Source organism: Rhizobium sp. RSm-3 (assembly GCF_001854685.1).
GTDB lineage: Bacteria > Pseudomonadota > Alphaproteobacteria > Rhizobiales > Rhizobiaceae > Rhizobium > Rhizobium ecuadorense.
The window spans coordinates 181,798-192,459 of record NZ_MAWZ01000060.1 but is presented as its reverse complement, the minus strand read 5'-3'; the positions used below and the strand labels follow the sequence as shown (position 1 = coordinate 192,459).

Sequence of the window (10,662 nt, the reverse complement as noted above, 5' to 3'; positions counted from 1 at the left end):
CCATCACGCATTGGTGATGTCAAATGTTGCGTTGCCGCATGAAACTGATTATCTGGCTGCGAGCAATTCAACCTCGCGGGAGTTCCTATGCGCATCGACGCCATTTCCATCGGTAATAATCCACCTGAGGACGTCAACGTTATCGTCGAGGTTCCTGTCGGCGGCCATCCCATCAAGTATGAAATGGACAAGGAAGCCGGCACGCTGGTCGTCGATCGTTTCCTCTACACGCCGATGACCTATCCGGGCAATTATGGTTTCGTGCCGCACACGCTGTCTGAGGATGGCGACCCGATCGACGTGCTGATCGCCAGCACCCGCCCGCTGGTTCCGGGCTGCGTCATCAATGTGCGCCCGATCGGCGTCCTGAAGATGGAAGACAATTCCGGCAAGGACGAGAAGATCATCGCCGTGCCGTCGCCGAAGCTGACGCTGCGCTATGAGAAGGTGAAGGACTATACCGATCTTCCCGAGATCACCCTGAAGCAGATCGAGCACTTCTTCGAGCACTACAAGGATTTGGAGCCCGGCAAGTGGGTGAAGATCTTCGGCTGGGGCGATTCCAAGGAAGCCGGCCAGCTTATCCTCGAAGCCGTCGAGCGCGCCAAGAAGACCAAAGGCTGATCATTCAGCCTAAAAGCGTTTCGAGCTTTTTTGCCAAATCCTCCGGGTCGCCGTCGATCCGGAGGATTTTTTTACGCGCGGTGTCGCCGGAGACGAGGCTGATGCTGGATTTGGGGATGCGCAGCGATTGGGCGACCAGAAGGATCAAGGCCTTGTTGGCCTTGCCCTTTTCCGGGACCGAGGTGACGCGCGCCTTCAGGAAAGTCTCGCCCTCGCCGTCGGCCTCGATGCCGTCGATCGCGTCACGCCCGCCATTCGGCGTCAGCCGGACGGCTAGGCGGAGATGATCGTCGAATTGCTTCCAGGGACGACTCAAGCGACCAGCGGATAGAGCGTTGTCCAAAGCAAGGTGCGCAGGAAGAAGATAATCAGCAGCAGGATGATCGGCGAAATGTCGATGCCGCCAAGGTTCGGCAACCGGCTGCGGATCGGCTTCAGCACCGGTTCGGTGACGTTATAAAGGAATGTGCCGACCGAATTGACGAACTGATTGCTGGAGTTGATGACGTTAAAGGCATAGAGCCAGGAAAAAATGGCACTGGCAATCAGGATCCAGGTGTAAATATTCAAAGCCAAATCAATGGTTTGAAACAGCGCAAACATCGTCTTCTCCAATTCGTTGTTGACAGACATGTAGACATTGGCGACTAAACGAGCAAGTGCCGTGTGGGAACGCGCGGTGAATCATGTTTAACGGGCGGCCTTGCAGCATTTCCGGCGCCCGTCTCCTCGGAAAACACCCAATGTCGTTTTCGCCCACCGGAGACCGTTTTGCCGCGTTCCGGCACTCGTCCTACACACGGTTCTTCTTTGCGCGCTTCCTGCTGTCCTTTTCGCAGCAGATCGTCAGCGTCGCCGTGGGATGGCAGATGTACGACCAGACGGGCAAGGCGATCTATCTCGGCCTGATCGGTCTCGTGCAGTTCCTGCCGTCGCTGCTGCTCATGCTGGTCACCGGTTCGGTGGCCGACCGGTACAATCGCCGGGCGATCGCGGCACTCTGCTCGCTGGTCAGCGCGCTCTGCACGCTGGCGCTGCTGGTCATGACTGTCATGGGGACCTTCACGCCGCTGCCGGTTTTCGCCGTGCTTCTGATCTTCGGCATCGAGCGCGCCTTCATGTCGCCGGCGGTGCAGTCGCTGGCGCCCAATTTGGTGCCGGAGCAGGATCTTTCCAATGCGATCGCCTGGAATTCGTCGTCCTGGCAGCTCGCCGCGATCACCGGCCCGGTGATCGGCGGTCTGCTCTACGGCGTCAGCGCGACAACGGCCTATATGGTGGCGGTGATCTTTTCCGTGCTTGGCGCGGCTCTTCTCTACATGATCCCGAAACCGGAGCAGAAGACGACGGGCGAGGCCAAGAGCTGGGCGATGATCCTCGGCGGCTTCAGTTTCATCCGTGCCGAGAGAGTGGTGCTCGGGGCGATCTCGCTCGATCTCTTCGCCGTGCTGCTCGGCGGCGCGACCGCACTGATGCCGATCTTCGCCCGCGATATCCTGACGCTCGGTCCGTGGGGGCTCGGCCTGCTGCGCGCCGCACCGGGGCTCGGCGCCATCGTCATGGCGATCTTCCTCGCCGCCTATCCGCTGAAGCACCGCGCCGGCATCTACATGTTCACAGGCGTTGCGCTGTTCGGTCTGGGAACAATCATCTTCGGCATGTCGACCAACACCGAAGTCTCGATCGCGGCGCTGGCGCTGATGGGGGCGGCCGACATGGTGTCGGTCTATGTGCGTGAAAGCCTGATTGCGCTCTGGACGCCGGATCAGCTGCGCGGCCGCGTCAATGCGGTCAACATGGTGTTCGTCGGCGCTTCGAACGAACTCGGCGAGTTCAGGGCGGGCACGATGGCATCGATCTTCGGCGCGGTGCCGGCGGTCGTTATCGGCGGAATCGGGACTTTGGCGGTCGCGGCGATCTGGGCTTCGAGTTTCCCCAAATTGCGGCGGATCGATACGCTCGACGCGCCCAGCACGTGAGATAACGCGTGCTCCCGGATACGCAGCCCTCTATGCGGGAAGTGTGATCGGGGAGGCGGCTTTCGCCGTCTTGCCTTCGAAGACGATATCGAGGAATTCGGTCAGCCAGGCTTTCAGCGGCGCGTCGAACAGCATGCGGCCTTCAAGGTGTTCGCGCCCCTGCTGGGCGTTCGGCAGGATGAAGCGGTGCGCGCCGTGCACCACCCAGCGATGCATCATCACCCGGGTCAGTTCGGCATGGAACTGCAGGCCCCAGGCGTTGCCGTCATAGCGGAAGGCCTGGTTCGGATAGGCGTCGCCTTCAGCGAGCAGCTCGGCGCCGTGCGGCAGCTCGAAGCCTTCGCGGTGGAAATGATAGACCATCTTCGGCCAATGCATCAGCAGGCGGCCCCGCTCTGTCGGCCTTAATGGATACCATCCGATCTCCGTCGAGCCGTCGGCATTCGGCTGCACCTTGCCGCCGAGGTGACGCACCAGCATCTGCGCGCCGAGGCAGATGCCGAGATAGGGGCGTTTTTCCCGCAGCGGCACATCGATCCAGCCGATCTCCTTCTTGACGAAGTCCTCGGGATCATTGGCACTCATCGGCCCGCCGAAGACGACGGCGCCGGCATGCTCTTCGAGCGTCGCAGGCAGCGGCTCGCCAAGAACCGGGCGGCGGATATCGAGGCGGTAGCCCTTTTCGACGAGCAATTGGCCGACACGGCCGGGGCTCGACCGTTCCTGATGCAGGACGACGAGGATCGGGCGCCCGTCGCGGTTCGGCTTTTGCTCAGTCGCTGTCATCTTGCGCAACCCGAACATCCGTCACCCTGGCGGCGGCCTCCTGCCGCTTCTGGATGCGCTCGCGCGAGGAGACACCGAGCAGATCGGCGATCCGCCAGATCACATGGTCTTCCATCTCGCTGCGTTCGCCATCGGCATAGACGATGTCCCAGAGAATGCCGATCAGCTCCAGCCGCTGCTCGGTGTTGAGATGGCGCTTCAGGTCGGCGGTGAAGCGATAATAATCAACGGCGGTGCTTTCGGCCTCGAGGCCGGCGGCCATCAGGGCATCGAGCTGCTTGCCGTCGAGCGCATATTGCTCCTTCAAGAGCTTGCGCAGCCGTTTCTTCTCGCTGGCCTTGATCTGACCGTCGGCCTCCATGACCTGCATGCAGAGCGCCGCCACCGTGATGCGTGGATCATCAGGGGCGAAACCTTTTTTCGGGTGGTCGGCGGTAAGCTTCTGGAAGAATGCCTGAAAGCGTTCGAACATGCGGTTTTCGTTCCATTTCAGAAAAGGCGGAGCCGTGTCTTGGGTTCCGGTTCCACCCTGGTATCGCGAACGCCGGGATCATCCGGCCGGCCGCCAAAGAAAGGTTTCGCTTCGCTCGGTGCCGGCGCTTTATCGCTGACGGGTTCGACGGGCTTCGGTTTTGCCGGGGCCGGCGTCGGGCGCACAGCCTCGGCGATCGTCGCGGCGCGTTCCAGTTCGATGATCCGATGGTCGTTGACCGGGCTTTCCGGCCTGATGTCGCGCAGCGGCGGCAATGTCTTCAAAGCGGTTTCGATCGAGGGCGGCACCGAGCCGTCTTCGAGCGGCCCCTCGATCTGGCCGAAGGGCGCCTTCCATTCGAAGGCGTCGAGGCGGCCGGTCACCGGCGATACCGGCAGCCATTTGTCCGACACGAAACCGTCCGCCACCCAGGCCGGATCACGCGGGGCTTTCAGCGCCTGGGCCAGCCAGTGGCGCACGCGGCCCTGGTCTCCGGTCTCGGCTTCCTCGATGTCGGCCAAAAGCAGGAAAGCGGCCTCGCGCGGCTGCATGCGGGCTGCGGCTTCCGCCTTGGTGCGGGCCTTGGCGAATTCCTGCGCGTCGAGCGCGGCCTGGGCGACGACGAGAAGGGATTCAACATTGTTCGGCCGCAGTCCTTCCAGCCGTTCGGCGCGCTTCAGCCGGTCGAGGGTGGAGTCGCCGCTGCGGGCCCTGACATAGGCCTGGCCGATCTCGGGATGCGGTGCCGATTTCCATGCCTGTTCGAGGATCGAGGCGGCCTTGCGCACGCCGCCTTCGCGAAACAGCGCCTTTGCGGCAATGAGGGCGGCCGGAATGAAATCGGCGGCAAGCTTCAGCGCCTGTTGCGCGTCGTCGCGGGCACCCGTCGGGTTGCCTTCCAGCTTCTCGCCGGCGCGCGCCGTCAGGAGGACGGCATGCAGACGGTTGGCGTCGGCCTTTTCGACGACGCGGGCGGCCTTCTGCTGTTCGAGCAGGCGGATCGCATCGTCCCAGCGGCCGGCCTGGCTGCGGTATTCGAGCGTCGCCTGCGCGGCCCAGGGCAGATAGGGCGCGGTGTCGGCGGCTTTCTCGGCATATTGGCGGGCGGCCTCGTTGGCGCCGAGGCGGCGGGCCTCCAGATAAAGGCCGCGCAGGCCGAGTTCGCGTGTCTCGGGATCGTTGGCCATGGCCTCGAACTTGGCGCGCGCCTCGTCATGGCGGCCTTCGATCAGGGCGGCCTGGGCCTCGAGCAGGTTGATCAGTGGCTCCTGATCGGCGCGGATGAGGCCGCGCGAGCGGGCGGCCATCTTGCGGGCGAGCAGCGCGTTGCCGGCGCCGGCGGCGATCAGGCCGGTCGACAGCGCCTGATAACCGCGGTCGCGCTTGCGGGCGCGGAAATAACGCGTCACCGAATGCGGCGAGGTCCAGATCAGCCGGATGAACCACCAGACGATCATCACGGCGGCAACGAGAGCGATGATCGCGCTGGCGGCGACGATCAGCTTCGTCTGGTAGATCTGGCCTTCCCAGATCAGCGAGAGGTCGCCGGGACGATCGGCGAGCCAGGAGAAGCCATAGGCGAGAAGCAGCACGAAGAGGGCGAAGGCGACAAGGCGGATCAGCATGGTCTCATCCCTCCTTGCCGGTGCCGGACACCGCTTTCGACAGCGCCCCGCCGACCAGTTCCTCGACGCGGATACGCGCTTCGAGCGATTGCTTGAAGGCGGCGGAAGCCTGCTTACCGGGAGCCGGCAGGCTGTTCCATTCGGCGGAAGCGCCGGGCAGATCACCGCTCTTCACCTTGTCCTCCATGCGGGCGGCGATGGCTTCGACGCTGTCGCCCTCGATATTGCCGACGGGGCGGACTGACACCAGCGACTTGGCGCTCGACATTAGCCGGTCCGACCAGCTCTCGTTCGGATCCGGCTGGTTGACGGCTTCGACGATCGCGGTGGCGACATCGGGAACCTGACGCATGAGTTCGGCGCGCGATGGAATGCCGGTTTCGGCAAAGGCGCGGAGGTCGGCGACAGCCGGATCGTCGGGTGCGACGCCGGCGAAAGTATCGAGTTCGGCCAGGAACGGCCCGCCGCGATCGATCGCCGCCTTGAGAGCGGCCGCCGCGATCGCCCGGGCGACGGCGACATCCTCGCGCGGCGCGTTCAGTTTCTTCTCAGCCTCGTCGAGACGCTTGGCGATATCGGCGCCGCTCGTCGTCTGCTGCTCGGAAGACTGGGCGAGTGTCGCGCGCAGCTGGTCGACCTGACCGGTCAGCTCGGCAATCTTCTGGTTGAGTGCCTCGACATTTGCCGAATCGGCCGGTGCGGCGGCTGCGGGCGCCTTGGCCGTCGCTTCCAGCGCGGCGATGCGCTTTTCAAGCGCACCGTCATCCGCGCTCGCCGGATTGGCGGCAAGATTGGCGACAGTCTGTTTCAGGCCATCGATCTCGCCGGACAGATCGGCGATGTCAGACGATGTCGTCTGCGGCGCTGAGGAACCCGGGAGATAGCCGGCATATTGAATGGCGCCGGCGCCAAGCAGCGCCACGAGGCCGCCGAAGATGCCGGCGGCGATGAGACCGGAGGTGCCGGCACGGCGCGGCTGTTCGGGAGGAGGCGTGAAGGCAGGCTCGGGGGCGGGCTGCTCCTCGCGCGCATCCGTTCCGGGCTGGTCCTCGTCTTCGGCTTTGTCCGGCTCGACCCGTTCCTCTTCGATCTGCGGCGCAGTCTCGGTTTCTGATGTCACGCCGGCATCGGCGGGGCTGTTGTCGGCATCGCCGACATCATTCTCGACCGGCTTTTCGGTATCGGCTGCAGAGGCGAAATCCTGTGCTTCGAGGTCGATCGTGACCGGCTCGTCGGCGCTCTTCGAATGGCGTGGCGGGTTTCCCGATACCATGAGATCCTCTTTATCCTGCATTGCAACGAAACTAGACAGTGATGCCAATTAAGGGAAGAGGTTAGATCAAATTTGGGCGGCTAAAGCATTCAAAGCAGCGACAAAAGACTTTTCTCATCCGGCATCGGCGCAATCGCCGCATTTTTTTTCAGCGCCGCCGGAATGGCTTGCGCGACCGCCTCGCTGAGGCAGAGAAGGCGGATTCCGCTTTCCTCCGGCAGCGCCGAGCCGAGTTCCGTCGCGCCGAAAAAATCCTCGGCCGTCTGCCGGGAGTAGAAGAGAACCGCGTCCAGCCGCCCGCCGGCAAAAATCGCTTCGATCTCGGCCGGGCCGGGGGCAACCGGCTGCATGCGATAACATTCAGCGACGGAAAAGCGAATGCCGAGCTCACGCAATCTTCCTTCGAACGTTTCCGCACGCGGCGTGCCGGCAAGGTAGAGCAAATCCTCTGCGGCCCGCGCGGCAACGAGATCGGCGAGATCGCCGCCATTGCCCGAGGATGAGAAAACCGATCGGAAGCCGAGGCTTTTGGCTTCTTCGGCTGTCGCCTCCCCGACCGCGAAAAGCGGCCGGGCAAAATGCGGATGAAGTTGCTCACCGAGAGCGGAAAACACCCTGACGGCTTCGGCGCTGGTCACGGCGATCGGGCCGCTGCTGGCTGCAAGCGCACGTGCGGCGGCGGCGCTGTCATGCACCGGCCGGCGCAGTGGCAGCAGCAGCGGCTCGTGGCCCATATCGCGCAACCGTTGTGCGGTTTTCTCAGCCGAATGCGCGGGGCGGGTGACGAGCACGCGCATGGCCGCGTCAGTGCCAGTCGTCGAAGAAGGCGCTGCCGGCTCTTGCGCGCACGTCCTGGCCGGCGCGGGTGCCGAGGGCTGCCGCATCGCGGCGGTGGCCGTCGGTCGTCACCGCATGCTGGCTGCGGCCGTCCGGCGTAATGATCAGGCCGGAGAAGCGGATCAGGTCGCCTTCGCAGACGGCATAACCGCCGATCGGCGTGCGGCAGGAGCCGTCGAGGGCGGCGAGGAAGGCGCGTTCGCAGGAGACAGTGTCGAAGGTCGCGGCATCGTTGACCGGCGCCAGCAGATCGTCGATCCTGATGTCGCCGATGCGGCTTTCGATACAGATCGCCCCCTGCGCCGGCGCCGGCGGAAAATTGTCGGGATCGAGGATATCTGTGAGAACCTCGACCTTCCCCAGCCGTTTCAGGCCGGCAAGCGCCAAGAGCGTCGCGTCGACCTCGCCCTCTTCGAGCTTGCGCAGGCGCGTTTCCACGAGGCCGCGGAAGGTCACGACATTGATGTCGGGCCGCATGCGGCGGATCAGCGCCTGGCGGCGCAGCGACGAGGAGCCGACGGTGGCGCCATGCGGCAGGTCGATCAGTTTGGGCGCGGTGCGGCCGATGACGGCGTCGCGGATATCTTCGCGCGGCAGATAGGCGGAGAGATGAAGGCCGTCCGGCAGGTGGGTCGGCATGTCCTTGGCGGAGTGCACGGCGAAATCCAGCTCGCCTGACACAAGCTGCTGTTCGAGTTCCTCGGTGAACAGGCCCTTGCCGCCGATCTCGGAAAGCGAGCGGTCGGTGATGCGGTCGCCCTTGGTCGTCAGCACGACGATCTCGAACATCTGCTCAGGCAGATGATGCGCCGCCATCAGCCTGTCGCGGGCCTCATGCGCCTGGGCAAGCGCCAGCGGGCTGCCCCGCGTGCCGATCCGGAAAGGTTTTGTTTGCATCCGCTCAGTTCCGTTGTTACCGGAGTTCTCGTAAACGGGTTTCCATCCCATCGCAATCAACGAACAGGCCTCATGGTTCCCTTTCTGCGTATCCTTGGCATCGAAACGAGCTGCGACGAGACCGCCGCGGCGGTCGTCGAGCGCGATGCGGAAGGGCATTCCAGGATACTCTCCGACGTGGTGCTTTCCCAGCTCGATGAGCATAGCGCCTATGGCGGCGTGGTGCCGGAGATCGCCGCGCGCGCCCATGTCGAGGCGCTGGACGAGCTGATCGAGGAGGCGCTGAAGCGCGCCAATGTGTCGCTTGATGATGTCGACGCCATCGCCGCCACATCGGGGCCGGGGCTGATCGGCGGGCTGCTAGTGGGGTTGATGACCGGCAAGGCGATCGCCAAGGCCGCAGGCAAGCCGCTCTATGCGGTCAACCATCTCGAGGGCCATGCGCTGACGGCGCGGCTGACGGACGGGCTTTCCTTTCCCTATCTGATGCTGCTCGTCTCCGGCGGCCATACCCAGCTCATCCTGGTGCGCGGCGTCGGAGAGTATGAGCGCTGGGGTACGACGATCGACGATGCGCTCGGCGAGGCCTTCGACAAGACGGCAAAGCTGCTCGGCCTGCCCTATCCGGGCGGCCCGGCGGTGGAACGGATGGCGCGGGACGGCAATCCCGATCGCTTCGCTTTTCCGCGGCCGCTGGTCGGCGAGGCGCGGCTCGATTTCTCCTTCTCCGGCCTGAAGACGGCGGTGCGGCAGGCGGCACAGGATATCGCGCCGCTCAGCGATCAGGACGTTGCGGATATCTGCGCCTCGTTCCAGAAGGCGATTTCGCGCACGCTGAAGGACCGCATCGGCCGCGGCCTGCAGCGGTTCAAGACGGAATTTCCAGAGGCGACCGGCCCATCGACCGGTGAGAAGCCGGCGCTGGTCGTTGCCGGTGGTGTGGCCGCCAATCTCGAATTGCGCGCCACATTGCAGGCGCTTTGCGACAAGAACGGCTTCCGCTTCATCGCGCCGCCACTCAGCCTCTGCACCGACAATGCGGTGATGATCGCCTGGGCGGGGCTGGAGCGCATGGCGACCGGTGCCGCGCCGGATCCGCTCGACGTCCAGCCGCGCTCGCGCTGGCCGCTCGATTCCAATGCGGAAACGCTGATCGGTTTCGGAAAAAGAGGGGCCAAGGCATGAGCGAACACATCGCCGTCGTCGGATCGGGGGCTTTTGGAACGGCGCTGGCCGCCGTCATCGCCCTTGCCGGCCGCAGCGCGGTGACGCTTGTCGGGCGCGATCCGTCGCTGATTTCAGATCTGAAGGCCGAACGGCTGCATGATGCGGCGCTGCCCGGTATTTACTTGCCCGATACGCTGGAATTTTCCGCCGAGGCGGAGGCGATCGCCGGCGCCTCCATCGTGCTTTTTGCGATGCCGTCGCAGGCGCAGGCCGATGCGGCGCGGCAGTACGGACCCTATCTCTCCAAGGATGCCATCGTCGTCACCTGCGCCAAGGGCATCGAGCGGGCGACCGGCAACCTTCTGACGGACGTGCTGGAACGGGAACTGCCCGACCATCCCATCGCCGTGCTCTCCGGCCCGGGTTTCGCCGCCGATATCGCCAAGGGGCTGCCGACGGCAATGGCGATCGCGGCCGAGGATATGGAAGTCGCCGAGCGGCTCGCCCAGGCGATATCCGGTCGCACCTTCCGGCTCTATGCCTCCAGCGACCGCATCGGCGTGCAGCTCGGCGGCGCGCTGAAGAATGTGCTGGCGATTGCCTGCGGCATCGTCGAAGGCGCCGGCATCGGCGATTCCGCCCGTGCGGCGCTGATTGCGCGCGGGCTTGCGGAAATGTCGCGCTTCGTCGTCGCCAAGGGCGGGCAGGCCGATACGGTGCGCGGGCTTTCCGGTCTCGGCGATCTGGTGCTGACGGCAACCAGCCATCAATCGCGAAACCTGCGCTTCGGCATCGCGCTCGGGCGCGGCGAAAAGGTCGATCCGCTGCAGGGCGCGCTGGTGGAAGGCGCGCTTGCCGCCTCCGTCGCCTCGCGGCTTGCCGCCGAACTTGCGGTCAGCATGCCGATCACCGACGCCGTTTCCGCCATCATCGACGGCAGGCTCGATATAGCAGAAGCGATCGAGCAACTGATGACGCGCCCAATCACCACCGAATAGGAGA

Annotated in this window: 12 protein-coding genes; 4 read left to right on the top strand and 8 right to left on the bottom strand. The window is 64.5% G+C overall.

Annotated elements, in window-relative coordinates; all coding sequences use genetic code 11:
• Positions 1-87: 87 nt before the first annotated feature.
• Positions 88-624 carry an inorganic diphosphatase gene (gene ppa / locus BBJ66_RS32410; protein ID WP_012559229.1) on the top strand — a complete coding sequence of 179 codons (537 nt, stop codon included), beginning with the start codon at positions 88-90 and terminating at the stop codon, positions 622-624.
• Positions 625-628: 4 nt separating this feature from the next.
• Here ppa and BBJ66_RS32405 read toward each other — a convergent pair whose 3' ends face one another.
• Together BBJ66_RS32405 and BBJ66_RS32400 are read right to left on the bottom strand one after the other, a co-directional pair.
• Complete coding sequence (locus BBJ66_RS32405) at positions 629-940, bottom strand: DUF167 domain-containing protein (protein ID WP_071093318.1); 312 nt, start codon at positions 938-940, stop codon at positions 629-631.
• Positions 937-1,227: a YggT family protein gene (locus BBJ66_RS32400; protein ID WP_003543619.1), complete on the bottom strand. Its 291-nt coding sequence runs from the start codon at positions 1,225-1,227 to the stop codon at positions 937-939. Before BBJ66_RS32400 ends, BBJ66_RS32405 begins: the two co-directional genes overlap by 4 nt.
• 140 nt (positions 1,228-1,367) lie before the next feature.
• Here BBJ66_RS32400 and BBJ66_RS32395 point away from each other — a divergent pair, with 140 nt between their 5' ends.
• Positions 1,368-2,603 carry an MFS transporter gene (locus tag BBJ66_RS32395; RefSeq protein ID WP_071093316.1) on the top strand — a complete coding sequence of 412 codons (1,236 nt, stop codon included), beginning with the start codon at positions 1,368-1,370 and terminating at the stop codon, positions 2,601-2,603.
• Positions 2,604-2,633: 30 nt separating this feature from the next.
• On the opposite strand, the gene BBJ66_RS32390 is transcribed toward BBJ66_RS32395, so the two are convergent.
• The 6 genes from BBJ66_RS32390 to hemC all read right to left on the bottom strand — a co-directional run bounded on the left by BBJ66_RS32390 (position 2,634) and on the right by hemC (position 8,493).
• Positions 2,634-3,407, bottom strand: a complete 774-nt coding sequence (locus BBJ66_RS32390) for a glutamine amidotransferase (protein WP_071093314.1) — start codon at positions 3,405-3,407, stop codon at positions 2,634-2,636.
• Entirely contained in the window at positions 3,376-3,861 is a 486-nt protein-coding gene (locus BBJ66_RS32385) for a tellurite resistance TerB family protein (protein ID WP_049733429.1), read from the bottom strand. The genes BBJ66_RS32390 and BBJ66_RS32385 overlap by 32 nt, the downstream gene beginning before the upstream one ends.
• Before the next feature lie 17 nt (positions 3,862-3,878).
• On the bottom strand, positions 3,879-5,486 hold the full coding sequence (locus tag BBJ66_RS32380; RefSeq protein ID WP_071093312.1) for a heme biosynthesis protein HemY: 1,608 nt from the start codon (positions 5,484-5,486) through the stop codon (positions 3,879-3,881).
• 4 nt (positions 5,487-5,490) lie between these two features.
• Entirely contained in the window at positions 5,491-6,780 is a 1,290-nt protein-coding gene (locus BBJ66_RS32375; RefSeq protein WP_190238066.1) for a COG4223 family protein, read from the bottom strand.
• Positions 6,781-6,848: 68 nt separating this feature from the next.
• Positions 6,849-7,556, bottom strand: a complete 708-nt coding sequence (locus BBJ66_RS32370) for a uroporphyrinogen-III synthase (protein ID WP_071093308.1) — start codon at positions 7,554-7,556, stop codon at positions 6,849-6,851.
• A 7-nt stretch (positions 7,557-7,563) separates the two neighbouring features.
• A complete protein-coding gene (gene hemC / locus BBJ66_RS32365; protein WP_071093306.1) occupies positions 7,564-8,493 on the bottom strand; it encodes a hydroxymethylbilane synthase in 930 nt (309 codons plus the stop codon).
• A gap of 72 nt (positions 8,494-8,565) precedes the next feature.
• Here hemC and tsaD point away from each other — a divergent pair, with 72 nt between their 5' ends.
• Both tsaD and BBJ66_RS32355 read left to right on the top strand, forming a co-directional pair.
• Positions 8,566-9,678, top strand: coding sequence for a tRNA (adenosine(37)-N6)-threonylcarbamoyltransferase complex transferase subunit TsaD (gene tsaD / locus BBJ66_RS32360; protein ID WP_071093304.1), 1,113 nt, complete (start codon positions 8,566-8,568; stop codon positions 9,676-9,678).
• Positions 9,675-10,658, top strand: coding sequence for an NAD(P)H-dependent glycerol-3-phosphate dehydrogenase (locus BBJ66_RS32355; RefSeq protein WP_049733435.1), 984 nt, complete (start codon positions 9,675-9,677; stop codon positions 10,656-10,658). The genes tsaD and BBJ66_RS32355 overlap by 4 nt, the downstream gene beginning before the upstream one ends.
• Positions 10,659-10,662: the final 4 nt, after the last annotated feature.

What these genes read in the sequence shown, in the direction of transcription:
- BBJ66_RS32355 (WP_049733435.1), top strand. Translation starts at nt 9,675, where the DNA reads ATGAGCGAACACATCGCCGTCGTCGGATCGGGGGCTTTTGGAACGGCG.
- BBJ66_RS32390 (WP_071093314.1), bottom strand. Translation starts at nt 3,407, where the DNA reads ATGTTCGGGTTGCGCAAGATGACAGCGACTGAGCAAAAGCCGAACCGC.
- BBJ66_RS32380 (WP_071093312.1), bottom strand. Translation starts at nt 5,486, where the DNA reads ATGCTGATCCGCCTTGTCGCCTTCGCCCTCTTCGTGCTGCTTCTCGCC.
- tsaD (WP_071093304.1), top strand. Translation starts at nt 8,566, where the DNA reads ATGGTTCCCTTTCTGCGTATCCTTGGCATCGAAACGAGCTGCGACGAG.
- BBJ66_RS32385 (WP_049733429.1), bottom strand. Translation starts at nt 3,861, where the DNA reads ATGTTCGAACGCTTTCAGGCATTCTTCCAGAAGCTTACCGCCGACCAC.
- BBJ66_RS32370 (WP_071093308.1), bottom strand. Translation starts at nt 7,556, where the DNA reads ATGCGCGTGCTCGTCACCCGCCCCGCGCATTCGGCTGAGAAAACCGCA.
- ppa (WP_012559229.1), top strand. Translation starts at nt 88, where the DNA reads ATGCGCATCGACGCCATTTCCATCGGTAATAATCCACCTGAGGACGTC.
- BBJ66_RS32400 (WP_003543619.1), bottom strand. Translation starts at nt 1,227, where the DNA reads ATGTTTGCGCTGTTTCAAACCATTGATTTGGCTTTGAATATTTACACC.
- BBJ66_RS32375 (WP_190238066.1), bottom strand. Translation starts at nt 6,780, where the DNA reads ATGCAGGATAAAGAGGATCTCATGGTATCGGGAAACCCGCCACGCCAT.
- hemC (WP_071093306.1), bottom strand. Translation starts at nt 8,493, where the DNA reads ATGCAAACAAAACCTTTCCGGATCGGCACGCGGGGCAGCCCGCTGGCG.
- BBJ66_RS32395 (WP_071093316.1), top strand. Translation starts at nt 1,368, where the DNA reads ATGTCGTTTTCGCCCACCGGAGACCGTTTTGCCGCGTTCCGGCACTCG.